This window comes from Acidovorax sp. FG48 (genome assembly GCF_057809085.1).
The window spans coordinates 208,322-235,163 of the sequence record NZ_JBMDJH010000002.1; the positions used below are offsets into that span (position 1 = coordinate 208,322).

The following is a 26,842-nucleotide window of genomic DNA, read 5'->3' on the forward strand; positions in this document are numbered from 1 at the left end:
CGGACCCGCGCGCTTCGCATGCTGCTGCAGCACGGGCCGCTGCGGCTGGTGGAGATTGTGGAGATCACCGGCTGGGGGTATCACGCCTGTCGCCATGTGGTGCGGCGGTGCCGCGCTGCTGGCGCGGTGGTGGATTGCAATTTGGCTGGCTGGCCGTATCACGTTGCCCTGGCCGGTGCTGATGTGCAGGGGGCGCCATGCAGCTGAGCGTGGTGCTGCGCAATCAGGAGGCTGTGCAAGAGCAGCTGGCCAAGCTGAGCGGCCCCAGTGCTCGGGCGGCATATGCCAAGGCGTTGAACGATGCGGGGTTTCAGGTGCGGCGCGAGATGCAAAAGACCCTGCGCGGGTCGTTTGTGGGTGTCACGCCGTGGATTGAGCGGTCGCCCAAGGTGTTCCCTGCCACGGCTGAAAAGCTGAGTGTGTCGGTGGCCCCCACGCTGAGTACCACCAATGCGCCCAGCAAGGGCGGCAAGGTGGGTGTAGACCCGCAGAAGGTGCTCCAGGCCCAGGAGTTTGGCGGGCGGCGGGCGGACAAGCGCAGCGAGTCGGCATTGCGCCGCGCTGGCATCTTGCCCAACGGATACCAGACTGCCATCCCAAAGCAGCCTTACCCGGGAAGTGATGACGGCAAGGGCAACCTGCGCGGCGCGTTTGTGCAGCAGCTGCTGTCGTACCTGCAGGCGTTCAGTGAGCAGGGCTTCAAGGCCAACATGTCGGACAAGCGCAAAGCCAGGCTGCGCAACCAGCAGGGCATTGGCAACATCGCCACCAAGAAGGTCTACAAGACCACGCTGGGTGTGCGCTTCTTCGTGAGTCGTGGGCGCGTGCGGGGCAGTCATCTGGCGCCAGGCATCTGGGCTGCCAAGGGTACGCACGACGTGGAGCTGCGGCCGGTGCTGATGTTCGTGCGCACGCCGAGCTATCAGCCGCGCATCAGCATGGATGCCATCGCCCGAGAGAGCGATCTGCAGAACTATCTGGACAAGCGTGTGCGCTTCCGCATTCGGGAGGCTGCGGGCGTATGAGCACACGCATCATGGCCCTGTGCTGGCCGCTGCAGATGCGCCCACCCGCGAAGGCGGTGCTGGTGTCGCTGGCAGACATGGCCAACGATGAGGGCTACTGCTGGCCGACCATTGACAAGCTGTGCGAGCGGACTTGTTACGGGCGGACGGCGGTGATCGAGGCCATCGCGTGGCTGGAGTCGAGGGGCGCGGTGCGAGCCAGCCGCTCGAATGGTCGCAAGACCACGTACTGGGTGGAGCCCGGGAAGTTCTCGGCGCAGGCCGATGATGCAGCGCAGGCTGTGGACAACCCGCCTAACCAGTACGCCACGCGAACCGGTACGCCTCGCGGACCCGTCCGCCACGCGGACCCAACCAGTCCGCCACGCGGACTAAACCAGTCCGCCACGCGGACACTAATACCCAAGAACCGTCAAGAACCGTCAGAAATACCCCCCCATCCCCCCGCCGTCGCGGGGGGCGCGTGCGAGCGCGATGCAAAGCAACCCGATACCGGGCAACCGGATGCAGGGCGGGGTGGGGATGGTGATGGCTTCGATGCGTTCTGGCAGGTGTACCCACGCAAGGAGCGAGAGAAAGCAGCCCGTCGGCAGTGGGCGAAGCTGCTGCCAAGCCCATCACTGCAGGCGCGGATCGTTGCCGCAGTGGTGGCATGGGCGGCCACCGAACGGTGGCAGCAGGAGGGTGGGCGGTACGTGCCTCGTGCAAGCGGCTGGCTGTCGGGGGAGCAGTGGCTTGACCAGCTGCCGATGCCTGCGCTTGCAGCGGACTGGTGGCAGTCGCTCGAAGGCGTCAAGGCCATGGGCGAGCGGGTCGGCGTCGTGTACGCCACGTCGGGCTTGGGCAATGCGTGGACTGATGACGAGCTGCGTGCCCACAACCGCGCGTACCGCCAGCGCGTGTTCGATGCGGCCGGCCCTGGCCCGTGGCATCAGCTGAGGAAGGTGGCGTGATGGCTGGCCAATCCCGCGATGAGTTGAATCGCAAAGCCCGCGAGCGCATGGCTGCGTATCGCCAGACGCCTGAGTACCAAAACTGGCTGCAGCGTTCGCGTGAGTTGCGCAAGCAACTGAAGGCCAGGTACCGCAGGCAAGCAGGGGCGCAGCCGCGCGATCATGCAGCCATTGCGGCAAAGCGGGCTGAGCAGAAGGCCAGGCGTGAGGAGCGTGAGACGCTGGCGGCGCTGCATGACGCGCATGTGCAGCGATTCCGGTATGTCATGAGGAATCGGGCTAAGGCTGCTAGGCGATATGCCGCTGACCCAGATCGTGAGCGGTCAAGAAGTGCCGCTCGAAAGCAGAAGCTGCCTGATTCGTACGTAGTCGAGCAGCTCGGCTATGCAGGCTTCCCGCGTGACGCCATAGACGCGCGGGTCATCGAAATGAAGCGTGAAGTTATTCAGTTCCACCGGCTGTCGCGGCAGATACGTGCAGCCATTTCCAGCAACGCAAACGGAGATCATTCATGAAGGCATCGGACAACACACTCACATCCTTGCAAGACATGCAGAAGGTAGAGACCATTGGCGATGTGCGTCGGGTCATTGGTCAATCGCTGCTAGCTCTGGCGCGCAAGGAGATAAGCGCTACTGATCTCACTGCCATGTCCAAGGCGGCTGACTCAATTGCCAACACCTTAAGCGCAGAGGTGTCGTTGGCAAAGGTGGCCCACGAACTTCGCAAGACGGGTGGTGATCTCGGGCAGATTGCCCAAGTCGGTCGGACCCTGATCGGTTGACGTCGGTGTCAAAAATCGCAGGGTCCTCTTTGGGCATCCTAAGTGCGGGTAATTCGCACCCCGTGGTCGCGCTAGTGCAGGGGTTTTGGAAAGGGTGGACGGTGGACGGTGGACTATTGGAGGTGGACAAAAAATGAGGCAGAGCGAGCTGGCCAAGGCACTCGGTTTGTCAAAGCAGGCTGTCAGCAAGCTCAAGGGGCAGGGCATGCCGGTGCACAGCGTTGAGGCCGCGCGCGCCTGGCGCGATGAGAACCTGAGCGTGGCCGCCCGCAAGGAAACCCGCGAGTCAGCTCCCGCCCCATCGGCTGCGCCAGCAGCACCACCTCGCAGCCGCCCAGACCCGCGCACCTTCCCGCCGCTGCCTGATGACGACGAGGAGGACGAAGACTTCAAAGCCGCCCGCACCCGCGAAAAAATCTCTGAAGCCAACATGGCCGAGATGAACGAGGCCAAGATGCGGCGCGAGATGATCAACGTGGCCGTGGTGGAGCGCCAGCTGGCCACCGACTATGCCACCACGCGCGATGCCTTGCTGCAGATCCCTGCCCGCATTGCCCCGCTGATCGCTGGGGAGACCGACCCCGCAGCCATCCAGACCATGCTGGACGCCGAGCTGCACCAGGCCCTGGCCAATCTGGCCGGCACAGCAGAGCAGGCGAAGAACGCCGAAGGGGCCTTCGATTGACCGCGCGTGACGTGCCCGACGCCGATCTGCTGTTTGCGGAGTTGATGGCGCGTGTGCGCGCGCGGTTCCTGGCGCCTCCGCCTCGCATCGACACGGCTGAATGGGCCGCTCAGTACCGGCACATCGCCAAGGGCCCCGAGCGTGGCCCGTGGCGCAACGAACGCACTCCCTACCTGGTGGAGCCCATGCAGTGCGCCAGCAGCCACATGCCGTATGAGCGCGTGGTGCTGTGGTTTGCCACGCAGCTCGGCAAGTCCGAAGTGCTCTACAACTCCGTCATGCAGCGGATCCACACCGACCCGCAAGACATGATGATGGTGCAGCCCACACTGCAGGACGCCCAGGACCACAGCAGCCAGCGCTTCCTGCCCACCATCATGCAGACCCCTGCCATGCACGGTAAGGTGGCGGTGCGCAAAAGCCGTGACGAGTCCACCAGCTGGCGCAGCCGCAGCATTCAGGGCGGCTTCACAGTGTTTTTTGCGGGTGCCAACAGCGCCGCCAGCCTAGCGTCCAAGCCGCTGGGCTTTGCTGTTGCCGACGAGGTGGACAAGTGGCCCGCCGACGTGGACAACGAAGGGCCGCCCCTCGGTCTGCTGGAAGAGCGCATGAGCAACTTTGCCCGGCGCAAACTCATCATCGCCAGCACCTGCAACATCAAGGGCACCAGCATCATCGAGAGCGAATACCTGGCCAGCGACCAGCGCCAGTATTTCGTTCCCTGCCCGCACTGCAGCGAAACTCAAATCCTGCTGTGGGGAGCAAAGACCGACTGGGGCATCAAGTGGCTCAAGACCCCGAGCGGCGAGCCCAGGCCAGAGACAGCCGTGTATATCTGCCGCCACTGCGGCGGCGCGATCGAGGAGCGCGCCAAAGACGGCATGCTGGCCAACGGCGTCTGGGTGCCCCAGGCGCCCGGGGCTGGTCAGGGCAAGCGCGCTGGCTTCTGGCTCAACAAGCTGTACAGCCCTCTGGGCTGGCGCAGCTGGGCCAGCCTGGTCGAGGAATGGGATGGCGCCCAAAAGGCCAAGTTGGCGGGCAACAGCGCCCCGCTCAAAAAGTTCCTCAACTCATCCCTGGCTGAAACGTGGGAAGAGGTTGGCACCGGCGCAGACAGTCGCGCCCTGGCCGCCCGTGCTGAAGACTACGACTTCGGCACCGTGCCGCGCGGCGGCCTGATGCTCACCATGGGGGTAGATACCCAGCCTGATCGCTTGGAGGCCCGCGTGTGGGCCTGGGGGCGGGGTGAAGAAAGCTGGCTGGTCGCCCGCCACATCATTTACGGCGATCCCAACCTGGACGAAGGCGCCGAGGGCAGCCCATGGACGCGGCTCACCGAGATCCGCAGCACGCCCATCATCCACGCCGTCAGCGGCGCTCAGATGCTCATCGAGGCCACTGGTATCGACACCGGTGGCCACAACACCCACGCCGTGTACAGCTACTGCCGCGCCCATGCCCACGCCAAGGTGCTCGCGCTCAAGGGTGCCAGCCAGTACGGCAAGCCCATCATCGGCAAGCCCAGCAACATCGACATCAACTGGCGCGGCCGCACCATCACCAACGGCGTCAAGCTGTGGCCCATCGGTACCGACACGGCCAAGCATCTGATCTATGGCCGCATGCGCCTTACCCAGGCCGGCCCGGGCTACGTGCATGTGCCCAAGGCGCTGGTGGGCACTGACGAGTTCGAGCAGATGACCGCCGCCCGCCTCATGCCCGTCACCGTGCAGGGCAAGCCCAGCATGCGCTGGATCACACCCCCGGGTCATCGCGAAGAGGCGGGCGACTGCTTTGTGTACGCCTACGCCATGGCCTGCCACCTCGGCATCCAGACTTTCCGTGAACCAAGTTGGGAGCGCAGAGAGCAGAAGTACGCGCCATTGAACCCTGATCTGTTCAGCCAGCCAGCGCAAATTGAAGTGAAAACCGCTCAGAGCGCAGAAGCAGAAATTGCCGATAGCTATAAAAAAAATAGCAATTCACAGCCGCAAGCCAAGCCAGTTCAACCAGCCAGACCAGCCCAACGCCGCCCAGTCGTCGCCTCCGATGAATGGAGCGCCCGCCTATGACCAGCATGCCCACCATGACCCACCACACCACCGCCCAGACCGAAGACGCAGCTATCCAGCTGGAGCACGACTTCGTGGAGATCATTCGCCAGCGCATCGGCCTCAACGAAACGCTGGCCACCATTCACGCGCAGGAGATAGTGCGCGGGCTGCGCGAGCGGCATGGCGGGCAAGAGCTGTGGATTCCGGCGCCCGACAAAAGCGAGCGCAATGCGGCCATCCTGCGCGACTTCAATGGCGTCAATGCCAAGGATGTGATGCAGCGCCATGGCATCAGCCGTGCGCACCTGTACCGCATCGTCGGAGGTGCCCGGCCCAGGGGGAAGGGCGGCAACCCGGGGGCGCCCAGCATTGGTGTCAGCAGTCCAGCTGCGCCGTAGTCCATTGAAGGCCATGGAAGTGCGCTGACGTGCAAATAGTCTCCTTTTCCCCCTGTAAATGAGACAGGCGGGCGCGTAGGCTGGCCCGCCATGAGCACAGCCACCGACATGATCGCGGCCTACCTGGCCGCCGAAACCGCCATCCTTGCGGGCAAGGACGTCAGCTTCAATGGCCGCAGGGTCACGATGGAGGATCTGGACGCAATCCGCAAAGGCCGACAGGAGTGGGAGGCCAAGGCCCGCGCCGAGGCGCAGCCTGCTGGCCGCCGTGGCGGCCTTGGCGGTTACGCCGTGGCCAGCTTCAACGACTGCAACTGACCGCGCCCCGGAGCCTCCACCATGAACGCCTTCGACTTCTGGGTGTACCTCACCGACCCATCCGAGCGGTTGCGCCGTGCCCACGCCCGCAAGGTGCTCAACCGGTATGAGGCCACGGCCCCCAGCCCCTTTCGCAACAAGCGCCGCAGCAACCGGGCGCCCAATGACATCGTGCAGCGTGACGCGGCCTCGCTCCGCGCCATTGCCCGCGACCTGGAGCGCAACCACGACATCTTCCGGGGTGCCCTGCGCGTGCTGGTCAACAGCACCATAGGTGCCACCGGCATCGGTGTGGATCCCCAGCCGCGCCGCCTGGACGGCACCATCCATACCGCCTATGCGGAGCAGCTGGCCGACGCCTACAAGCGCCACTGCGAAAAGCCCGAGGTCACCCGCAAATTCAGCGACAGCATGGCGCAACGCATCATGGCCTACACGTGGTTCCGTGATGGCGAGGGCTTTGGGCAGCAGGTGTACGGCGAAGTGCCTGGCCTCAAGCACTACACCGCAGTGCCTTACTCCATCGAGCTTTTTGAGCCCGACTTTGTGCCGCTTGACTACAGCGACCCGGCCAACCGCATCAAGCAGGGCATTCAGGCCAATGCCTGGGGGCAAGCGCTCAACTACTTTGTGTACAAGTCCGACCCACGCGACAACATGGGCGCCAATTGGCTGTCGCCGCAAGATATCAAGGCTGTGCCTGCCGACCGGATGATGCACATCGCCACGCTCGATCGCCTGCATCAGTTCCGGGGTGTGTCCGAGTTCGCCAGCGTGCTCACTCGCATCGAAGACCTCAAGGACTATGAAGAGTCCGAGCGCATTGCCGCCAAGATCGCAGCGTCCATGACGGCCTACGTCAAGCGCACCAGCCCCGAAGGTTTCGACCCAGCATCTATCCCAGATGACCGCAAGGACGAACGCGGCAACATCCTCCCGCGCGACATTCGCATGTCGCCCGGCATGGTGTTTGATGACCTGCTGGTGGGCGAAGAAATCGGCATGGTCAAGTCCGACCGGCCCAATCCCAACCTGGTCGGCTGGCGTGCGGGCCAGCTCAAGGCGTTTGCGGCGGGCATCGGTGCGGGCTACTCCAGCGTCAGCCGCAACTACGACGGCACCTACAGCGCCCAGCGGCAAGAGCTGGTAGAGCAGTGGATGCACTATGCCGTGCTGGCCGACGAGTTCGTGTGCATGTGGAAGCAACCCGACTACAAGCGCTTCGTGCAGGTGGCCCATCTGTCGGGCGTGGTCAAGCGCCCGTGGGATGTGCCAGAGGACCGCGCAGCCGATGCGCTGTACCTTGGCCAGTCCATGCCGTGGATTGACCCGCTCAAGGAAGTGATGGCGTGGGAGAAGCGTACCCAGGCAGGCTTCGCCAGCGAGCAGCAGGCCATCCGCGCCGCCGGCGGCAACCCCCGCGACGTGCGCCAGCAGATTGTGGAGTGGCGCACCGCCAACGACAGCATGGGCCTGCAGTTCACCAGCGATGCGCGGTACATGAAGGGGGCAGGAGGAGACAGCAACGCCGCCCAGGTCGATGCATCAAACCCGCCAGAACCCGCGTCGGGCAACGCTTCCGCTCAAAACTAGGCTCCTGAAAATTGTCTCATTTTCCCCCTGTAAATGAGACAGGCGAATCAAGACACTGACCTTATTCGAGACGTGCGCGCAGTGCGCACCAACCGACCGACTAAAGGCAGTGTCCATGACTCAAACCACACCCACCTGGTATGCCATCCGCCGCCGCACCGCAGTCGCTGCAGCGGCCACGGGCGTGCCGGCGGTGCCTGAAATCTGGATCTATGGCGACATCGGCGAGAGCTGGTATGAAGAAACCGTCAGCGCAGTTCAGTTCATCAAAGACCTGAACGCAATTGATGAGCCTGAAATCAAGGTTCGCATCAACAGCCTTGGCGGCAGCGTGCCCGATGGTCTGGCCATCTACAACGCCATGCGCCGCCATCCCGCCACCATCACAGTCGAGGTGGATGGCATCGCCTTCTCCATCGCCAGCCTCATCGCCATGGCGGGCGACAAAGTGCACATGGCGGAAAACGCCATGCTCATGATTCACGCGCCTTGGACTTATGGTGCAGGCAACGCCGCCGAGCTGCGTGAGCTGGCCGACCAGCTCGACACCTGGGCCGCCGCCATGTCCACCAGCTACGCCGCCCGCACGGGCGACCAGCCCGCCATGCTGGCCCTGCTGACCGATGGCAAGGACCACTACTACACCGCCGCCGAGGCGCTGGACGCCAAGTTTATCGACGCCGTGACCGACCCCGTGCCCGTGGCCGCCAGCGCCGCGCGCGACTTGCCTTTGTCCCGTTTCCGCTCGCTGCCTGCATCGCTGCAGGTAGCGGGTACTCCCGCAGCTGCTGCTGCACCTTCCGCTGATGAGGATTCCATGACGAAATTCCGTTCCCACCTGCTGCTGGCCGCCGTCGGTGCTGCTGGCGCTGTTGCGGCCGGTGGCGGAAGCGCCACCCCTGCAGCTCCCGCAGCACCTGCTGCAGCCGCCACCATGGTGCCTGACGCTGCTGCCATCCTGGCCGCAGACAAGGCCCGCCGTGAAGGCATTCGCGCTGCCTTCGAACCGCACCTGAGTGTCGATGGCGTGCAAGCCATCCTTCGCCAATGCGAAGACGATCACACCGTCACGCCCGAGGCTGCAGGCCTGCGCCTGCTGGCCCACGTGGGCAAGACTATGCAGCCTGCCGCCGGTGGCGACGTGCGCACGGTGGAAGACGAGCGCGACAAGTTCGTGGCCGCCGGTGTGCAGGCCGTACTGGCGCGCGGCAACATCGCGCTGGACAAGAGCGGCCCTGTGCGTGCCGAAGGTGCCAACCCTCTGCGCGGCCGCAAGCTGCTAGCCATTGCCGAGGCCTGCCTGGTGCGCGCTGGTGTGCGCACCGAAGGCATGGACCAGCGCGCCCTGGTGGCCGCAGCCTTCACCACCTCGCGCAGCGACTTCCCCATCCTGCTGGAGAACGTGCTGCACAAAACCCTGCAAGGTGCGTACACCCTGCAGGCTGACACCTGGACCCGCTTTTGCGCCCGCGGCTCGGTTGGCGACTTCCGTGAGCACAACCGCTACCGCGTGGGAAGCCTCTCCAATCTGGAGGATAAAAACGAGCTGGGCGAGTACCGCAACAAGGTGATCCCCGATGGTGAAAAGGGCACCATCAAGGCCGGTACCAAAGGCAACATCATCAACATCAGCCGCGAGATGATCATTGATGATGATCTGGGTGCATTTACTGGCCTGGCTTCCAGCCTAGGGCGTGCTGCCAAGCGAACCATCGAGGCGGGTGTGTATTCGTCGCTGCTGTCCAATAGCGGCCTGGGTCCGTTGCTGAATGACGGAAAAACGCTGTTCCACGCAGACCACGGCAACATCGCTGGCACCGCCGCCGCGCCCACCGTCACATCGTTTGAAGCGGCTCGCGTACTGATGCGTGCCCAGAAGGACGTGGGCGGTAATGACTTTCTGGAGATCTCGGCCGATGTGTGGCTGGGCCCGGACGGCATCGTGGGCCAGGCCAAGGTGGTCAACAACTCCACCTTCGACCCTGACGCCGCCAACAAGCTGCAGCGCGCCAACATCGCCGCCGGCATGGTGCGCGACATCGTGGGTTCGCCGCGTTTGTCTGGCACCCGCTGGTACCTCTTTGCCGACCCCGTGCAGGCGCCGGTGATGGAGGTGGCCTTCCTCGATGGCATCGACATGCCTTACATCGAAATGGAAGAAGCCTTCACCACGGATGGCGCCCGTTGGAAGGTACGCCTCGATTTCGGCGTGGCCGGTACCGACTATCGCGGCGCCGTCACCAACGCTGGCGCCTGATACGCCGCCAGCGCAGCAAGCCACACCCGGCCCGACCTCTTAACCCTGACCCAAGGAAACCATCATGGCAGGCAACTACCTCATGTCCGGCGATGTGCTGGACTACACCAACACCACGGGCGCGGCGCTGGCAAGCGGCGCCATGGTGCCCATCGGCACCAAAGTGGGTGTGGCGCTCGCCAACATCGCCAACGGCGCAACCGGCTCCGTCCGCGTCCGTGGCGTGTTCACGATTGCCAAGCTCAGTACAGACACGCCCGCACAGGGCGCTGCGCTGTACTGGGACAACACCAACAAGCGCCTGACCACCACCGCCAGCGGCAACACCCTGGCGGGCTATGCGGCCAAGGCTGCGGGCTCTGGAGCCACCACGGTCGAAGTCAGCATCAACGCCTGACCGGCAGCGCTGCGCCATGTCCCTGAACCCCTTCGCCACCCTCGAAGCCCGCGTCAACAGCGCGGTGCAGCGCCGCCTGGCCAACGCCACGGCGACGTACCAGGGGGGCGCACCCTTCGGCGTGCTGTTCGACCGCACTGCGTCCGAGCCTTACGGCCAGGCGGTCGATGTGGCTGCGCTGTCGGTGGGGTACTGCGTGGCCAACACCCCAGGCGTGCGCGAGGGTAGCGAGCTGGTCATTGATGGCGTGGTGCACGTTGTCACCGGCCCGGTGCAGCCCGATGCGGGCGGCTGGGTCAGTCTGTCTGTGTACCCCAAGGGCTGATCGCCGTGTTTGCCCTCATCGCCCCCATCAAAACCCGCCTGCTGGCCCTGGCGCCGCTGGCAGGCTGGCAGGTGCGTTCTGAGGACGTGGACGCAGACCGCACGGGGCTGCCTGCTGCCGATGTGCGCTGCGTCGGCGCCCAGGCGCAAGACAGCGAAACCGTGGGCGTGACGCTGGACCCTGTCTATGCCGTCACGTTGGCTGTCAAGCGTGGGCCCACTGCTGGGGTAGAGCTGGAGGATGCGCTGGCCGCTGTCATTGGCAGCCTGCACAACTGGACTCCCGGCAGCCAAGGCGGCACGCACTGGCGGCGCCTGTCGCTGCAGCTGGTGCGCCCGCCCGAGTTTTCTGAAACGGGCGTTGTCGCCTACGAACTCACCTTTGCCACCAGCGCTGTCTACCACGGCGCCAAAACCGGCACCTGAAACACAACCACCACAGGATGAACACCATGTCCGAAGTCATCAAGCAAATCTACAAGCCCTCCATGACGGTGGGCCAGGTCTACGCCAAAGTCTACGGCTCTGCCGCGCTGCCGCTGCCCATTGGCAACGTGCTGGAGCTGGGGGTCGAGCACACCGAGGACGTGCAAAAGCAAGACGACATGACCGCCCTGGGCGGTGGAACCCATGCCGAAGTGCGCCGCATCACCGAGGCCAAACTCACCGCAAAGCTGGCCGACCTGAACGTGGTCAACATGTCGCGCGCCATCTTCGGCACTGCATCGGCTACCACGGCGGGCACAGTCACAGACGAGGCGCACACCGCCACCTTGGGCGGCCTGATCCGGCTGGCACACATCCAGCCCACGGCCGTCACCATCAAAGAGGGCGCCACATCCGGCGCGGCGACGCCCGTCACCATGGCGGGCAATTACGAAGTGCGCCCCGAGGGTGTGTACATCCTGCCCGGCGCTGCAGACCTTGCCGACGCAGACAAGCTGTGGGTCAGCTACAGCTACGGTGCCTATGCTGTCATCGAGGCCATGACCACCAAGTCGGTCGAGCTGTCGCTCACGTTTGGCGGCCTCAATGAAGCCGATGGCGGCAAGCCTGTGGTGGTGGACATTTTCCGCGCCAGCCAGGGCATCACGAAAAACCTGGCCCTCATCAACAAGGGCTTCGGCGCGCTGGACGTTGAGGGCTCCATCCTCATCGACCCCACCAAGTCTGGCACCGGCATCAGCCGCTACTACAAGGTGAGCATGGCCTGACGGGCCAGCGCCGCCTCATCCCCTCCAACGGCGCCCAGCGCGCCGTGCGCCTCCAAGTGCCGCCCTCCCACTTTGTTGTGGAAACGGCGGCAGTTGAAGCCGCTGCATTGCCTGCCCACCTCAACCGAAAGCACCGCCCGTGGCATTCAAACCCATCGAGATTCTGATCAACGCCAAGGACAACGCGTCCTCGGTGTTCACCAGCTTGCAGTCCAAGGTGGTGGCGGTGGGCGCTGCCATTGCCACCTACTTCGGTGTGAGCGCTTTTGCGGGTGTGGTCAAGGGCGCGGCCAATTTTGAAGAGGGCATGAGCCGCGTGCAGGCCGCCACTGGCGCCAGCGCGGCCGAGATGGAAAAGCTGCGCAAGGCAGCTGAAGACGCCGGGGCCAATACCAAATTCACCAGCGTAGAGGCCGCAGGCGCGCTGGAGAACCTGGCCAAGGCAGGCCTCAACGCCAACGAGGCCGTGGCGGCGTTGCCCGCCGTGCTGCAGCTGGCAGCAGCCGGTGGCACAGACCTGGGCCAGGCCAGTGAATTCATCACCAAAGCCGTGATGGGCATGGGCTTGGCGTTCACCGACGCGGGCCGTGTGGCCGACGTGCTAGCGTTGGGAGCCAACGCCACCAACACCAGCGTGACCGGCCTGGCCCAGGCGCTCAGCTACGCCGCGCCAGTGGCCAACACCCTGGGCCTGAGCCTCGAAAGCACCGTGGCCATCATCGGCAAGTTTGCCGATGCAGGCATCGACGCCAGCCGCGCCGGTACCGCGCTCAACTCCATCCTGAGCCAGTTTGCCAACCCTGCCAGCCAGTTCCGCAACGAGCTGGCCGCCGCAGGCATCACCACCGGCAACTTTGAAGATGCGCTGCGCCAGCTGGCCGCCGCTGGCCCGCAGGGCTCCAAGGCCATCAACGCCGTGGGCCTGGAGGCAGGCCCCGCGCTGCGCGCTCTGCTGAATCAAGGCACCGGGGCGCTGGACGAACTCACCGCCAAGCTGAAGAACGCCGAAGGCAGCGCCGCCGCCACTGCCAAGGTCATGCAGGACAACCTCAACGGGTCCCTGACAGGCTTGGCCAGCGTGTGGGAGACCGTGAAGAACGCACTGGGCACCCCTGTGCTGCCGGTGCTCAAGGATGGCGTGGACCAGCTGGCTGCAGCGTTCAAAAATGCGGTGGCAGATGGCACGGTAACGCGGTTTGGCGAGGCCATTGCCGCAGCGTTTCAGGCGGGCATCAAGTGGGTGCGCGAGTTCCTGGGTACTGTGGACTTCACCAAGCTGGTCGCAGACCTGCAGGGCTTTGCTGCGCGCACCGGGGAAGTGTTTGACCAGGTGGGGCAGTACGCTACCAATGCGGGCAACATCGTCAAAGTCACCTTTGGGGTGATGAGCGCCGGGTTCAACTTGGTGCTGGCTGTCATCTACAAGTTGGGCGAGGCCTTTGCGTTCCAGGCTAGCGCCATTCAGACCGGGTTGGCCGCCATCATGGACGGCTTTGCAAAGGTCACCTTTGGCAAGCTGTCTGCAGGCTTTAAGGCTGCTGCGGCTGAGGTGCGTCTCTCTGCTGAAGCCACCATGGCAGCCAGTGATGCGCTCGGAGAAAAGGCTAAGCAGGCCATGCTGAAGGCCGCGGATGCGGCGGAATTGGCCCGTGAAGGCTACAACGGGCTAAGTGCTGAAGTAAGCGCAACAAGCGCTGCAACGCAGGCGTGGTCAAAGACTGTCGAGCAGGTGAGTGCTGAACTGTCTAAATCTGCGGAGGCCGCAGCAGCAGCAAGTCTTGCCGCCCAGAAAAAAGCCCAGGCCGACCAGGTGGCAAAACAGGCCGCCGAGGAGCACCGAGCTGCCATTGCCCAGTTGCGGCAGGAGTATGCGGACCTTGTCGCCAAGGGTGACTTGCAGGGCGCGGCCACCAAGCTGCAGGAAATCAATAAGGCCCTGCGCGACACGGCACCCGCTGGGAAAGAGGCGGCCCGGGCGGCTGCTGAAGCTGCAGCGCAAATCGAAGCCGCTTTTGGCCGCCTTGGTGTTTCCAGCGCTGCGCAGCTCAAGCAACAGGCTGATGCTGCCCAGCGCGACTACCAAACCATCAAAAACGCCGGGACCAGCACCGCCGAGGACATTGCGAACGCCTTCAAGGTAGCCGCAGAAAAAGCCATCGCAGCCAACAAGGGCGTGGCCCCCAGCTGGGTAGAGGCGGAGGCTGCGGCCCGTGGCTATCGCATCGTCATTGATGAATCGGGCAAGGCGACGCTGGAATTGGCAAACAAAACGGGCGAAGCCACTGGCCGCATGGCCCGCGGTTGGCAGGCATCGCGTGAGGCCATCCAGGCCAATGCAGATGCAATTGACGAGCTGAACATGCGCTACAAGCTCAGCGCCGATTACACCGAGCGTGAAATTGCGTTGCTTGCCCGCCAGGCGGCAGCCCTGGAGAAGGCGGCAGAGGCAAAACGCAAGTATTGGAACGTGGACAAAGATGGCTTCACGCTCGACGCCAATGGCCAGCGCCAGCAGATGACTGCACCCACGGGCGATTTTGTGTTCAACGCAGCCAAGGGTGCGGGGCTGACCGAGGCGGAGGCGCTTGCCCTAATGGATAAGTATTTCCAGAACGGCAAGCCTACGGGCGTGACGGCTGCCAACGGTCTCAACGGCCCCAGCCGTGACTGGTTCTCCATCGTCAATGAGGCTATCAGCCAGGCGGTGATTGAAAAAGCTCGCCAAAACGTTGCTGGCGGGGCAGCGCAGAACAGCAGCCCGCCTGTGGCCCAGGGTGGCGGTGATGGCGCAGGCGCCAATGCTGGCGGTAAGACAGAGGCCATGTCTGCCAAGAGTGGCGGCGCCACCTACATCTCCAACATCACCATCCCCGGCCTGGCAGACCGCGAAGAAATCCGCTTTGCCGACCCCATCAGCCAGGCCCGCAATGAAAGCCTGCTGCGCAAGCTGGCCCAGGCCAAAAGCACGGCCATCCGGTAAGCCCTATGAGCATCACCCTTACTTACAGCGGCACCACCGCCACCCTGAGCGACCGCCTGCACTGGGCAGACGAGTTCGACTGGAGCCCGGTCGAGCAAGAGACTGGGTACAGCACCAGAGGTGCACTACTGGTGGACGTTGCGGAAAAGCAGGGCGGCCAGCCCATCACGCTGGAGGGCACCGATACCAACGCATGGATCAGCCGCGCCCTTTGCAGCACCCTGCAGGCCTGGGCTGCGCTGCCGGGCATCCAGCTTGACCTGGTGCTGCGCGGTGTCACACACCAGGTCATTTTTGACCACGCCAAGGGCGGGTTTTCAGCGCAGCCCATCTGGAAGCTGCTCGACGGCGAAATCACGCCCGAGCTGTTCTACCGCCCCACCTTCCGTTTTCTGAAAGTCTGAGCCATGGCCATCCTCGAAGGCGATATCAAACTCCTCGCGTCCCGCGTCATGGACGACGTGCCCGAAGGCGGCGGCGGCCCCACCGGCAACGTCATCCCCTACGGCGGCAGCAACCACATCTTCCGCGACATTACCGAGGCCGACCGCGCAGGCGGCAACGTCAGCGTCATGCAGGTGCACGCGGCTGTCATGACCGACAACGCAGAGCCCTACATGGGCGCCAATTTCGTCCTGTCGATGCCACCCACTGACCCCAACGTGTCGGTGACCTTGGCCAAGTGCAACCTGTTCGCGCGCCGCACGGAGATCGCGGCGGCCATTGCCAACTATCTGATCCAGAGCAGCGAGTGGTCCGGCTACCTTTTTGAGAACCACGTCATCGGGCAAAAAAACATTCAGGTCTTCCACCGCCCTGGCACCCCCACGCCCAACATCAACCGCACGCTGGTGCTGACCTACAACGAGGGCCAGCCCAGCCAGCAAATCCAGTACGTGCGCGTCATCAAGGTCACCACCGAAACCCGCACTTTTACCTACAACTCGGGCGGAAGCTACATCGACTACCAGGCCAGCGTCACCCAGCTAGACCTTGCCAACGAGCTGCGCTACAACTTCCCAGGCTCGCCGCCTGACCGCAACTTTGCCCGCGCGGCCAACAAAACCATGCTGCGCGACACCACCGTGGCGGATGCGGCGGTGTACTACGGCGCCTCGCCCACCACGGCGGTGGCCAACATCGGCGACACCGCAGTGCGGGTGGCCAGCATTTACAGCCAGCTGGTGCCCAACTCGCGCACCGAGACCTCGGCACTGGACCAGCGCCCTGCAGCCACGCGCAGCATCGTGCTGGCAGAGACACCACGTCGGGTAGAGGTGCCCGTGGCCGCGCACACCCAGCGCATCAAGATCGGGCAGGAGAACCGTAGCTACAACCACGTGTTCATGCTCAAGCCACTGCCTGCGCCGGGCACCATCACCATCAGCTGGATGGCACTGGGCACCTGGTACACGCTGCAGGATGACGGTGCGGGGGCGTTCACTGGCAGCGGCACCGGCCAGATCATTTACAACACCGGTAGCGGCTCCATCACCACGCCAGAGCTGCCCGACGTGGGCAGCGCGGTCATCATTCAGTGGGCGGAGACGCTGGCATTCACCAACCGCACCAGCCAGGGCGCATCCGTGCGCCCGCCTGAATACGCGTGGGTCATCGAAAGCGCTGTGGACGATGCCATCGTACCCGGCTCGCTGGTGCTCACATACCCCAGCGCGGGCACCATTCGCACGGTCACAGACAACGGCAGCGGCAAGCTGACGGGTGCAGGCACTGGTGTGGTGGACTACCCCAGCCGCAGCGTGCTGCTGCGCCCCTCCGTCATGCCCGATGCCGGCGCGCAAATCTCGGTGGCGTGCGAGCTGGATGCCGTGGTCACCGACCTGATCAACCTCACCGCCGTCACCCCCGACGCAGGCGGCTTTGTGACCTTTGGGCTCACGCAGCAGCCCGCTGCTGGCACATTGCAAGTGCAATGGGCCACCGCCCGCGCCACCAGCAACACCAGCGGTGGCGTGCTCACGGGCGTCAAGACCATCACGCCTGACAGCGGCGGTGGTGGTGGTGTGGTGATTGACAAGCCGGGCGGCCCAGGCGGCCCCGTGCAGCCCACTGATACCCAGCCGCTGCGTTTCCGTATGGACATGGGGATCATCGTGGGCGGCACGCCCCAGGCCACATCGGGCTACGTGATCCTGGAGTCCGTGGGCACCTTCGCGGGCGTCGTGGCCGCTACAGACGCCATGAACACCGCAGCCGCTGCAGGCTACGTGCCTGCAGGCACCCGCGTGGGCGACACGCTCACCATCGCAGGCATGCCGATGCTGGTGGTGCAGACGCGCGAGCCCGCAGGCCAGCCGACCGAGCTGGACGCCAACTGGGTGCGCATGACCACCTTGATCTACCCCAGCTCCGGCAGTCCCTTGGGGGGCGCTGCCTGGGGCCTGCCTGCGTAAGACCCGAGAGCCACGCACATGACCACCACCTACACCCCCGCGCCCATCTCCATCAGCACCGACCCGGGCAGCAGCGCCTCCATCACCGAAGAGTGCACCACCACCGAGGACGGCCGCCTGATCGCCCTGCGCACCGTCACCGACAACGGTGCGGGCAGCTTTCTGGGCAGCATGGGCACCGTCAACTACACCACCAAGCAAGTGCAGCTCAAGGTGGTGACGTATGCGCGCACCACCGAGAGCTACAAAAGCGACCATGAGCAGCCCACGGATTTTGGGCAGTCGCTGGAGGGCGATGGCACCACCACCACCGCCCTCAAGGGCGCGCAGTACAGCACCGCCAGCGTGGGCGAAGAGCTGCTGGCGGGCAGCTCGGTGGTGGCGCGATATCGCGTGGGCGCATCCGTGCCCCGCCCGCACACGCAAAGCTACACACCCAGCTCCGTCAAGATTGACCTGTGCCCCTATACCAACCACCGCATCGTGCCGGGCAGCGTCCAGTTTCGGTGGATGGGGCAGGTGTACAGCGACTTTGAGGGCGTGATCTACCGGGGCCGCACCGACAGCACCCCCGGCATCGCCAGCGGCACCATCAGCTACGCGGCAGGCACAGCGCTCATGACCGACTATGTGGTGGGCGGCACCGGCCCCACCGACTTCCAGCTGCTGAGCCTGTGGACGCAGGCCATCCCCTGGTCCACCGCCTGCATCTTTTTCCGCACCCAGGCGGCGCCCATCAAGCCCACGGGCATGGTGCTGACGCTGCTGGACCTGGAGGGCAACGCGCTCACCGCCACGGGCGACCTCAGTGGCAACCTCATCGGCACCCATATGTGGGGCAAGTTCGACTACCAAACCGGCCTGGGCGAGCTGATGTTTGGCGACTTTGTGCTCGACAGCAGCCTGACCGCCGAACAAAAAGCAGAGTGGTGGTACGACCCCGCCGACGTGGGCGCCGTGCAGGCGGGCAAAATCTGGCGCCCCTGGCCCGTGGACCCCACCACGCTGCGCTACAACAGCGTGGCGTACCTTTACCTGCCGCTGGACGCGGACATCATCGGCCTGGACCCAGTTCGCCTGCCACCCGATGGCCGCGTGCCCATTTACCGCGTGGGCACCTATGTGGTCATCGGCCACACCGGCGTGGTGCCTGCCGCCACTTACACCGCAGGCCAGACCATCAACTGCGCCCGCGAGCGCCTGTCGCGTGTGTACCTGATCGGCGCCGATGGCCAGCTCATCCGCACGGGCTACGCGCTGGATCTTGATGCAGGCACCATCAGCGTCACAGACGTCACTGGCTGGGTGCAGCCCGTCACCGTCAAGCACCGCATCGAGCAGATGGCCCGCGTGGCTGATGTGCAAATTGACGGCACGCTCAAGCTCACCAAGCAACTGGCGCACGATTTCCCTGTGGGTAGCGTCGTCAGCAGCGCCATCATGGCGGGCAACCTGCGCGCCCGTGCCTTGCCCGTGTTCGACCAGCAAACCTGGGATGGCGTCACCTGGTCCGACGTCACGGTCGGCAACCCAGCGCCAGCGACTTACAACGACGGGGCCTTCCCGGTGGTGGTCACCAACAAAGGCGCCATCACCGAGCGCTTTGCACTGCGCGTGCTCACCGGCGGCACTGACGTGGAGGTGATCGGCGAGCACGTCGGCAACCTGGGCACCTTCAGCCGCAACACTGCCATTGCGCCTATCAACCCCATTTCTGGCGTGCCTTATTTCACGCTGGCCGCAGCGGGCTGGGGCGCTGGCTGGGTGCCGGGCAACACGCTGTTTTTGCCCACCGTGGGCACCTACTACCCCATGGCGGTCATCCGCGCCACGCAGCCCAGCGAGGCCATCGGCACCGACTACGCCTTTGAAATCACCGAGCGCGGCGATATCGACCGCGCACCCGTCAACCCCGTCATCTAACCCGCCACCATGATCTATACGTTTGACTCCGCAATGACGGGTGCACCCGTCCTCTCTGGCACTGCCGGTGCCCTGCGCGCCGTGTTCAAAGCCTGCCTGGTTGACGGCTTTGGCGCTGGTGCTGTGGCCACACTCACCGTGGCCTCGGGCATTGCCACTGCCACTTTTCCTGGGGCGCACCCGTACCGCATCGGCACAGTTTCGCAGTTCGGCGGGGCCACGCCAACGGGACTCAATGGGCAAAAGCGCATCCTCACCACCACCACCAACTCCGTCACGTTTGATGCCACCGGCATTGCAGACGGTACCGCTACCGGCACCATCACGCACAAGGTGGCGGCAGTGGGCTGGCAAGAGCTTTTTGCGGGCACCCTAACCAATGTGCTGTGCGTCAAACCCACCGTACCCGAGGCCACGGGCTGCGTGCTGCGCATTGACGACACCGGCACAACCAACGCCCGTGTGCGCGCCTTTGAGGCCATGACCGACGCATCGACCGGCACCGGCCCAACGCCCCTGGACAGCCAGCTCTCTGGCGGCCTGTTCTGGCCCAAGAGCGGCACTGCCAACAGCACGGCCCGCCCCTGGTACATGGTGGCCGATGAGCGTGGCTTCTACCTGGCAGTGTCCCCCCAGGGCACGAACCGCTACACGCTGCTGTATGCAGGCGATATCGCCAGCCTTAAAAGTGGCGACGCCTACGGCTATCTGCTCACCGGCAACCAGGCCGACCAGACGGCTTTGACCACGGTGCCCGATGGCTGCTGCGGCTGGTCGCACCGCAGCGCGCGCAATGGGGCGTACATGATGCGGTCGCACACGGCCATCGGGCAGTCCATCGCGGTGCAGCGCCTTGGCGCGCACCACAACGGCAGCACGGCAGACGTGTACGCGGGCACTGCGGGCTATTCGCTCGGCACGTACCCCAATGGCCCCAACAACGGCCTGATGACCGGTGTGCTGGAGCTGCACGCGCTGGGCATCCGGGGCACCTTGCCTGGTTTGCTGCACCCCGTCCAGGACTGCGGCAGTGCGTTTGCTACGGGGGCCATCGTGGACGGTACCGACGATCTTGCCGGGCGTCGGCTGATGGCCATCCGCACGGCACCACCGGATGGTGCCGTGGTTGCGGGCACGGCGTTCATCGACGTGACTGGTCCTTGGAGCCGCTGATGCCGTCGGCCACTCATTGGCGTGTGCGGGTCCAGTCCTCTGTGGGCGGTACATGGATCGTGTTCACCGAGGTTGCATTCTTGGATGCGGCGGGCAACGACTTGTCAGTTGGCGGCACGGCAATTGCCAGCTCGCAATACAGTGCAGCGTTTGCAGCTTCCAAAGCCTTTGACAAAGTGCTCAATTCTGGAAGCCGATGGTGTAACGTTGATAACCAGTTTCCAGCGTGGATCGGCTACGCCCACCCTGCTGCGGTGGACGTGGCCTTCGTGCGCATCTGGTGCGACTCGCTGACCAATATTGGCACGGCACAGTGCCCTCCGACCACATCTGCGGTCAGCCTTGAGTATTCGACCGACAGCGGGGCCACATGGATCAGCGCCGGTGTGAGTGTCCGCCATGAAGGCGCGTGGGTTGAAAGCGGTGTCGTACTGCTGAGCGCAGCCGCGTCGATCGCGGCGCCTCGTTTGTCAGCTGCGCAGGTGGCGGCATCTGCGCCGGTGCCGGGACATGAATGTCCGCGCGGGGTGAGGGTGAGTAGTGCGCGCGACATAGAGTTTGGTGGTGCTGGCACCATCTACGGCACCACCAAGACCAAAGGCACGCCCAACACCCCCACCCACGCCCGCGTAGTGCTGCTGCACCAGCGCAGCAAGCTGCCCGTGCGCGAGACGTGGAGCGACCCGACCACGGGCTACTTTGAGTTCCGGGGTATCGATGTCAATCAGCAGTTCCTGACGCTGGCAGAGGATGCTGACGGCACATACCGACCAGTGGCGGCCAACCGGCTCACGCCCGAGGTGCTGGCATGAGCGGAACCTGGCGCGTTGGCCCCGTGACAGCTCTGGCCCAGCTGCAGGCCACCATCGAGGCGGCTGATGCAGGCCCCGGCCCCAGCAAGATCCAGCTTTACACCACCGCGCGGCACACCGAGCTGGACGGCGCAGGGAGCGACACACCCCAGGCCGAGGTGGTGCTGGCCGTGCCGTGCGCGTCCATCGTGGATGGCGCCCTGGTGCTGCACGTGGCCAACCCCGACGGCACGTTGGTCACCGCTACGGGCCTGCCGCGCTGGGGCCTGTGGGTCAACGGTGCGGGCGCCATCGTGGCCGAGGGCAGCGTGACGGACGAAGCCAACGGCGGCGACTTCTGGGTAGCTGGCGGCGCCACGCCCCCCGGTGAAACCAGCCCACTGCTGCAGGCCGGTGGCCTGGTGCTGCTGGGCACTACATCGCTGACATGAGGGCCAGCGTGTGGCAAGTACCGATCTGCTCTTTGGCCAGCTACCCAACCCACCAGGTGGCCCGGTCGAGATCGTCTTTGGCGACGACAGCGGCCTGCCACCGGGCGCGGTCGAGCTGCTGGCCAGCGGCACCATCACCGGCCTGCGCGGGCACATCGTTGCCCGCGTTGTGGCCAAGCTGCGGGCGGCGGGCAGCATCACCGGTTTGCGTGGGCGCATCGGCGCGCTGTATGACGTCAACGTGGAGCGCCCCGTGGCCTCCACAGTCCGCTCGGGCTGGCAAGAGGCGCAGCCCCTGCGCGTCGGCACGCAGGTGCGCTACGAGCAGGCCAGGCCCGTGCATGCCCCTGTGCAGGTGGCGTGGCAAGACGGGCGCAGCCTGGGCGCCGTGCACCAGTCGCGCTGGCAGCAGGCCCAGCAGCTGCGGGCGCTGGTGCGCCAGCAAATGCAGCAGGCGCAGCCTGTGGGCAGCGCACCCACCTTGCAGCGGTTTGAGGATGCGGATCGCCTGCGCAGCATCGTCCTGCAGCGCATGCAGCAGGCACTGCCCGTGGCAGCGCCTCCCACGGCCCAGCGGTTTGAGGACGCCACCCGCCTGCGCCACCTGGTGCGCAGCAGCTTTGAACAAGGCCAGCGCCTGCAGGCTGCAGTCAGCGATAGCTTTGGCCGCGGAGTGCCGCTGTCGCGCGTCATCGCTGTGCGCTACGAGGAGGCCCGCAAGCCCCCGCCAGGCATCAGCAAGCCGGTGCAACCGCCTGCGGCGGACCCGTGCTATGTGCCCAGCCTGCCTGCGCACCTGGTCTTTGACGAGCTGGCAGACAGCAGCCAGCCGGTCAACCTGGTGTTCGTGTGCGAGCGGCATGGGCCGGGGCCGCAGCCGGGCGAAATCATCGTTGTCCCAGTTCGGAGGGCCTATATCGTGATCAACAGCATCACCCTGCACCGGGTGGACACGGGCGCCGAGCTGCACGCCTACAGCTTCAACATGTCGCTGGACTACCAGTCGTGGACGTGGGCCTGGAACGCATCGCTGCATGCAGATGCCGCGCCGCACCTGGGCCGCGACAGCGCGGGCGACCCGCCCGAGCTGGCCGTGTTCGTCAACGGCGTGGAGTTCCGCCTGCGGCTGGAGCGCAAGTCGCGGGACCGTCGTTTCAGCCCAACGCGCTGGGCGGTGTCTGGCCGGGGCAAGGCCTCGGTGCTGGGGTCTGACGACGCGCCCCGGCAGTCCTTCCGCAACACGACAGACCGCACGGCGCAGCAGCTCATGGCCGACGTGCTCACCGTCAACGGCGTGCCCATGGGCTGGACCATTGACTGGGGCCTGGACGACTGGCTGGTGCCTGCTGGCGCCTGGGCCATTCAGGGCAACTACATCGACGCCATCAATGACATCGCGGGCGCAGCGGGTGGGTACGTGCAGCCCCACAACACGGCGGCCACGCTGCGGGTGCTGCCGCGCTACCCCCTGGCGCCTTGGGAGTGGGGCAGCGTCACGTCATACGTGCAAATCCCCGACGACGCGGCCGAGGTGGAGGGCACCGAATACGTCGACAAGCCCGCCTACAACCGCGTTTTCATCGGCGGTATCGGCGCAGGCGTGTTTGGCCCCTTCACGCGGGCGGGCACAGCGGGCAACGTCATCGCGCCGCCTGTCAACCACGCGCTCATCACCCACCCTGATGTGCACCGCCAGCGCGGCATAGCCGAGCTGTCAGACACCGGCCGGCAGGAAATCATCACGCTCAACATGCAGGTGCTGCCTGAGTCTGGCGTCATCGTGCCGGGTCAGTTCGTTCGCTACCAGGGCGAGTCCACGGTGATGGGCATCGTGCGCAGCACCTCCATCGACTGGAGCCGCCCCCGGCTGCGCCAAACGCTGGAGGTTGAAACCCATGCCTAACGCCTACCGCGAATTCATGGCGCTGATGCCAGACCAGCCCCTGGAAGTGGGGGAAATCACATCCATCGCTGGGGGTGTGGCCCTCATCACGCTGCCAGGTGGTGGGGTGATCCAGGCCCGGGGCGATGGCACCGTAGGCCAGCGCGTGTTTGTGCGTGCTGGCGTTATCGAGGGCGAGGCGCCCACGCTCACGTACGTGACCGGCGAGGCGTGAGCCATGCAGATTTCACAACAACACGCCAGACGGAGGGAATGTGATTCAAGACGATTTCGGTAACTTGGTGGACCCCGCAACCGCAGCCACCATCCACGCCCGGCTGGACGATGGCGATGTGCGCTTTGCGCGCGTGGAGGCAGAGCAAAAAGCGTTGCGCCTGGAGCTGGAGACCAACACCACGGCGACCAAAGCCGTGAAGGCTGACACGGCAGAGCTGGTGGAGCTGTTTCAGTCGTTCAAAGGCGCCATCAAAGTCCTGAACTGGCTGGGCAAATTGGCAAAACCCATGGCTTACATCGTCGGCTTTGGTACCGCGTGCATGGGCTTCTGGGCAGCACTGAAAGGGCACAAATGAAAGACGCGATCCGCAAGCGGCTCATGCAGGCCGCACTCGCCATCACCATGGGCGCCGCTGGGGGCGTGGCCACGCACTACGCGGCGCAGCGGCCCAGCAATGCTGTGCTGTTGGCCATGGAGCTGGGCAGCTACTACGAAAGCAGCGGCCGGCACATCGGCACACCCTACATCGACAAGCTGGGCAAGGGCCAGCCGCTGACGGTGTGCAACGGCGTGACCGGCCCCGAGGTGGTGGCTGGCCGCACCTACTCGCGTGACGACTGCAAGCGGCTGGAGCTGCCCAAATACATCGAGGCCGAGCGCCTGGCCCGTGCCGCGCTCAAGCACTGGGATGCTTACAACGTCTGGGTGCGCGTGAGCCTTATCGACATGGTTTACAACCTCGGCCCCTCGGTGCTTGACGGCACGACGCTGGTGCGGCTGGGCAATGCGGGCGACCTGGTGGGCATGTGCCAGCAGATGCCCCGCTGGGTGCGCGGCACTGTCAACGGCCAATCGGTGGTGCTGCCTGGCCTGGTGGACCGCCGCGATGCCACCCGCGAGCTGTGCGCGGAGTGGGGCAGGGATGGGCATTTCAGCGCTGGCCTGATCGCGAGGGCGCAACCATGAGCCCGCTGCACATCCTCATCCTGATCAGCCTGGCCGCCAATGGCCTGCTGGGCTGGGTCTACCTGGGGCAGCGCGATGACACCGCTACCGCCCAGGCTGACCTGCGCGCCATGCAAAGCCAGCGCGACGGCATCCGCCAGGTGGCCAGCGAGTGCTCTGCGTCTGTGGACGATCTGCGCAAGCTGGCAGACCGCCGCTACATCGTGGCCGCGCCTGCCCGTGCGGCTGCAGCCAGCGCTGCGCAGGGCCACAACCAGCGGGCCGATGTGATCTTGTCCACGCCCGCGCCGGTACCTGGCGACGCGTGCGCCAGCGCGCAGGCCCGGGTGGATGACTGGCTCAAGGGGAGGGCGAAGCCATGAAAACCGCTATTGCATTGATAGCTGCTTGCGCTTTGTCGGCGTGCGGCACGGCTGGGAATCGTGTGGAAATCCAGCGCGTGAACGTGGCCGTGCCTGTGGCCTGCCAAGAGAAAGAACCCGCCCGCCCAGTCATGCCCACCGAGGCTTTGCGGCCTGGGGCGACTGTGGACCAGTTCACCCAGGCCGCCCAGGCAGAGATCGAGCGCCGCGAGGGTTACGAGGGCCTGCTGCGTACTGCGCTGGCTGCGTGCACGGCGCCCCTGGAAGCCGCGCCATCGCCAAAGGCCCAGTGATGCAGCCAGCCCGCACTGCCAAGGTGGTCCGCCAGCTCGCCCAACGCCAGCGCCGAGACCAGCGCGAGCTGGCCAGGGAGCTGCAGGAGCGGGCGCAGCGGCAAGCCATCCCGCGCCGGGATGACGGGCCGCCGCCTCGCGTTGATTGAACCAATAAAAAAGCCCTCGGATTGCGCCGAGGGCTTTTGATGCCAAGCAAATTACTTTGGCTTTGTCTTATTTGGCGCTTGCGTCAGTGCGGATGCCGCTACCGACTTTTGAGCTGGTGTGCTCTTCGGGTTGCTGAGGATCTTGCTGGCTGCGGATGCAACTTTTGCAGAGGTCTGTTCGTTGGATTTTGGGCTTGATGCCATGGCTAGGTTTCCTATGCTCCGTAGAGCGGTAATAACAAAAAACCAAGCAAGACCAACACAAATCATGGCAAGATCGCAGCTGTGAGGAAGAGATCTTTTTTGATCTGCCCCTACCCGGCTTGGAAACAGGTTGGGCGATCAAGCCACGGTTCCAGCCGTGGCTTTTTCGTTTGGTCTGTGCACACTATAAATGGTGTGCCGAGCAGGTTCAAGGCACTACCGGTAGTGTACCGCTGCAATTTGTTGCTATCTTCTGCTATCTGGGCATGGATCTACAGGGTATGCCCGCTTGGGGGCCGCGTCTGCGCTGATGCGCGTATGAATGGCCCTTTGTTGGCGCGCCCTGCGGGAGAGATTGCTTCTGAAAGCCTTTGTATTCAAGGCTTTGCAATGCTGTTTAAAAACACATACATGCTGCTTTGGTGCAACACCTGGCGCGAATAGGTTGGCGGGAGTTTTGGGGGCTAGAACGGCGCCGGCGATTCGATGACCTCCACCGGCCCAATCCCTCGGTACAGCATCTCGCCCGTGTGCTTCACGGTCACCGTCCAGCGGTCGGGCTCCACCTGCTCGACCAGGTAGGCCGCAGCCTCCAGCGGCAGCACCAGCTCGTCGGGCATGCCGCCATACCAAGTTGGTGTGCGCAGCAGAGTGGGGTAGGGGATCAGGTCTTGATGTGGGTCTTGTGCCATTGCTCACTCACTGAGGGTTCTTTGCCGGTGCGCTCTTCCACCGGCAGCTTCTTCATCCATTTCCGTGCATCAAACCTCGGCAGCGGTGGCGCCGCCGCATCGCTGCACGGCCGCACCAGCCACAGCTGTTCGTGTTCGTAGCTCCGCCCGCTGCTGGAGTCAACGATATGCCCCCGCAGCAGAAAGCCGTCGCCCACCACATCCACAAACTCCGGCTCAAAAAGAAGCATCAGGGTGATCGGGTGCGACACCCATTCACCTAGCAGATCCACGCGCCGCACGGTGCGCCTCGCCGCGCACTGATCGTGGGACATGTGACTC

Annotated in this window: 30 protein-coding genes; 28 read left to right on the top strand and 2 right to left on the bottom strand. The window is 64.8% G+C overall.

What is annotated here, in order from left to right:
* Positions 1–18: 18 nt before the first annotated feature.
* From ACODSU_RS03950 to ACODSU_RS04085, 28 genes are all read left to right on the top strand, one after another.
* Positions 19–207: a hypothetical protein gene (locus ACODSU_RS03950; protein ID WP_488840262.1), complete on the top strand. Its 189-nt coding sequence runs from the start codon at positions 19–21 to the stop codon at positions 205–207.
* On the top strand, positions 198–1,025 hold the full coding sequence (locus ACODSU_RS03955; RefSeq protein WP_488840264.1) for a hypothetical protein: 828 nt from the start codon (positions 198–200) through the stop codon (positions 1,023–1,025). Before ACODSU_RS03950 ends, ACODSU_RS03955 begins: the two co-directional genes overlap by 10 nt.
* Positions 1,022–1,978, top strand: a complete 957-nt coding sequence (locus ACODSU_RS03960) for a helix-turn-helix domain-containing protein (protein ID WP_488840266.1) — start codon at positions 1,022–1,024, stop codon at positions 1,976–1,978. Before ACODSU_RS03955 ends, ACODSU_RS03960 begins: the two co-directional genes overlap by 4 nt.
* Positions 1,978–2,493 carry a hypothetical protein gene (locus tag ACODSU_RS03965; protein WP_488840268.1) on the top strand — a complete coding sequence of 172 codons (516 nt, stop codon included), beginning with the start codon at positions 1,978–1,980 and terminating at the stop codon, positions 2,491–2,493. Before ACODSU_RS03960 ends, ACODSU_RS03965 begins: the two co-directional genes overlap by 1 nt.
* Complete coding sequence (locus ACODSU_RS03970) at positions 2,490–2,762, top strand: hypothetical protein (RefSeq protein ID WP_488840270.1); 273 nt, start codon at positions 2,490–2,492, stop codon at positions 2,760–2,762. Before ACODSU_RS03965 ends, ACODSU_RS03970 begins: the two co-directional genes overlap by 4 nt.
* A 133-nt stretch (positions 2,763–2,895) precedes the next feature.
* Positions 2,896–3,447, top strand: coding sequence for a hypothetical protein (locus ACODSU_RS03975; RefSeq protein WP_488840272.1), 552 nt, complete (start codon positions 2,896–2,898; stop codon positions 3,445–3,447).
* The gene (locus tag ACODSU_RS03980; RefSeq protein WP_488840274.1) at positions 3,444–5,519 is read left to right on the top strand and encodes a phage terminase large subunit family protein; all 2,076 of its coding nucleotides are present in this window, start codon (positions 3,444–3,446) and stop codon (positions 5,517–5,519) included. The genes ACODSU_RS03975 and ACODSU_RS03980 overlap by 4 nt, the downstream gene beginning before the upstream one ends.
* Positions 5,516–5,899 (top strand): Mor transcription activator family protein, encoded by a 384-nt coding sequence (locus tag ACODSU_RS03985; protein ID WP_488840276.1) that lies wholly within the window; start codon positions 5,516–5,518, stop codon positions 5,897–5,899. Before ACODSU_RS03980 ends, ACODSU_RS03985 begins: the two co-directional genes overlap by 4 nt.
* Positions 5,900–5,989: 90 nt before the next feature.
* The gene (locus ACODSU_RS03990; RefSeq protein ID WP_488840278.1) at positions 5,990–6,217 is read left to right on the top strand and encodes a DUF6148 family protein; all 228 of its coding nucleotides are present in this window, start codon (positions 5,990–5,992) and stop codon (positions 6,215–6,217) included.
* 21 nt (positions 6,218–6,238) lie between these two features.
* On the top strand, positions 6,239–7,810 hold the full coding sequence (locus tag ACODSU_RS03995; protein ID WP_488840280.1) for a phage portal protein: 1,572 nt from the start codon (positions 6,239–6,241) through the stop codon (positions 7,808–7,810).
* 115 nt (positions 7,811–7,925) lie between these two features.
* On the top strand, positions 7,926–10,067 hold the full coding sequence (locus ACODSU_RS04000; RefSeq protein WP_488840282.1) for a ClpP-like prohead protease/major capsid protein fusion protein: 2,142 nt from the start codon (positions 7,926–7,928) through the stop codon (positions 10,065–10,067).
* 64 nt (positions 10,068–10,131) lie between these two features.
* Positions 10,132–10,464, top strand: a complete 333-nt coding sequence (locus ACODSU_RS04005) for a DUF2190 family protein (RefSeq protein WP_488840283.1) — start codon at positions 10,132–10,134, stop codon at positions 10,462–10,464.
* 16 nt (positions 10,465–10,480) lie between these two features.
* Positions 10,481–10,789, top strand: a complete 309-nt coding sequence (locus tag ACODSU_RS04010; protein ID WP_488840285.1) for a head-tail joining protein — start codon at positions 10,481–10,483, stop codon at positions 10,787–10,789.
* 5 nt (positions 10,790–10,794) lie between these two features.
* Complete coding sequence (locus ACODSU_RS04015) at positions 10,795–11,214, top strand: hypothetical protein (RefSeq protein ID WP_488840287.1); 420 nt, start codon at positions 10,795–10,797, stop codon at positions 11,212–11,214.
* A 26-nt stretch (positions 11,215–11,240) separates the two neighbouring features.
* A complete protein-coding gene (locus tag ACODSU_RS04020; protein WP_488840288.1) occupies positions 11,241–12,002 on the top strand; it encodes a phage tail tube protein in 762 nt (253 codons plus the stop codon).
* Positions 12,003–12,141: 139 nt separating this feature from the next.
* On the top strand, positions 12,142–14,982 hold the full coding sequence (locus tag ACODSU_RS04025; RefSeq protein ID WP_488840289.1) for a phage tail tape measure protein: 2,841 nt from the start codon (positions 12,142–12,144) through the stop codon (positions 14,980–14,982).
* A 5-nt stretch (positions 14,983–14,987) separates the two neighbouring features.
* Complete coding sequence (locus ACODSU_RS04030) at positions 14,988–15,386, top strand: hypothetical protein (protein ID WP_488840291.1); 399 nt, start codon at positions 14,988–14,990, stop codon at positions 15,384–15,386.
* Between the two features lie 3 nt (positions 15,387–15,389).
* Complete coding sequence (locus tag ACODSU_RS04035; RefSeq protein ID WP_488840293.1) at positions 15,390–17,396, top strand: hypothetical protein; 2,007 nt, start codon at positions 15,390–15,392, stop codon at positions 17,394–17,396.
* Positions 17,397–17,414: 18 nt separating this feature from the next.
* Entirely contained in the window at positions 17,415–19,319 is a 1,905-nt protein-coding gene (locus ACODSU_RS04040; protein ID WP_488840295.1) for a hypothetical protein, read from the top strand.
* Between the two features lie 9 nt (positions 19,320–19,328).
* The gene (locus ACODSU_RS04045; RefSeq protein ID WP_488840297.1) at positions 19,329–20,492 is read left to right on the top strand and encodes a hypothetical protein; all 1,164 of its coding nucleotides are present in this window, start codon (positions 19,329–19,331) and stop codon (positions 20,490–20,492) included.
* A complete protein-coding gene (locus ACODSU_RS04050) occupies positions 20,492–21,304 on the top strand; it encodes a hypothetical protein (RefSeq protein ID WP_488840299.1) in 813 nt (270 codons plus the stop codon). The genes ACODSU_RS04045 and ACODSU_RS04050 overlap by 1 nt, the downstream gene beginning before the upstream one ends.
* On the top strand, positions 21,301–21,735 hold the full coding sequence (locus tag ACODSU_RS04055; protein WP_488840300.1) for a hypothetical protein: 435 nt from the start codon (positions 21,301–21,303) through the stop codon (positions 21,733–21,735). Before ACODSU_RS04050 ends, ACODSU_RS04055 begins: the two co-directional genes overlap by 4 nt.
* Positions 21,736–21,745: 10 nt before the next feature.
* A complete protein-coding gene (locus ACODSU_RS04060; protein ID WP_488840302.1) occupies positions 21,746–23,638 on the top strand; it encodes a hypothetical protein in 1,893 nt (630 codons plus the stop codon).
* On the top strand, positions 23,631–23,852 hold the full coding sequence (locus tag ACODSU_RS04065) for a hypothetical protein (RefSeq protein ID WP_488840304.1): 222 nt from the start codon (positions 23,631–23,633) through the stop codon (positions 23,850–23,852). The genes ACODSU_RS04060 and ACODSU_RS04065 overlap by 8 nt, the downstream gene beginning before the upstream one ends.
* A gap of 40 nt (positions 23,853–23,892) precedes the next feature.
* Positions 23,893–24,210 carry a hypothetical protein gene (locus tag ACODSU_RS04070; protein WP_488840306.1) on the top strand — a complete coding sequence of 106 codons (318 nt, stop codon included), beginning with the start codon at positions 23,893–23,895 and terminating at the stop codon, positions 24,208–24,210.
* Complete coding sequence (locus ACODSU_RS04075; RefSeq protein ID WP_488840308.1) at positions 24,207–24,821, top strand: lysozyme; 615 nt, start codon at positions 24,207–24,209, stop codon at positions 24,819–24,821. The genes ACODSU_RS04070 and ACODSU_RS04075 overlap by 4 nt, the downstream gene beginning before the upstream one ends.
* Positions 24,818–25,183, top strand: a complete 366-nt coding sequence (locus tag ACODSU_RS04080) for a hypothetical protein (RefSeq protein WP_488840310.1) — start codon at positions 24,818–24,820, stop codon at positions 25,181–25,183. Before ACODSU_RS04075 ends, ACODSU_RS04080 begins: the two co-directional genes overlap by 4 nt.
* Entirely contained in the window at positions 25,180–25,476 is a 297-nt protein-coding gene (locus ACODSU_RS04085; RefSeq protein ID WP_488840312.1) for a hypothetical protein, read from the top strand. Before ACODSU_RS04080 ends, ACODSU_RS04085 begins: the two co-directional genes overlap by 4 nt.
* An 817-nt stretch (positions 25,477–26,293) precedes the next feature.
* Here ACODSU_RS04085 and ACODSU_RS04090 read toward each other — a convergent pair.
* A complete protein-coding gene (locus ACODSU_RS04090; protein ID WP_488840314.1) occupies positions 26,294–26,521 on the bottom strand; it encodes a hypothetical protein in 228 nt (75 codons plus the stop codon).
* Positions 26,494–26,835 (bottom strand): hypothetical protein, encoded by a 342-nt coding sequence (locus tag ACODSU_RS04095; RefSeq protein ID WP_488840316.1) that lies wholly within the window; start codon positions 26,833–26,835, stop codon positions 26,494–26,496. The genes ACODSU_RS04090 and ACODSU_RS04095 overlap by 28 nt, the downstream gene beginning before the upstream one ends.
* Positions 26,836–26,842: the final 7 nt, after the last annotated feature.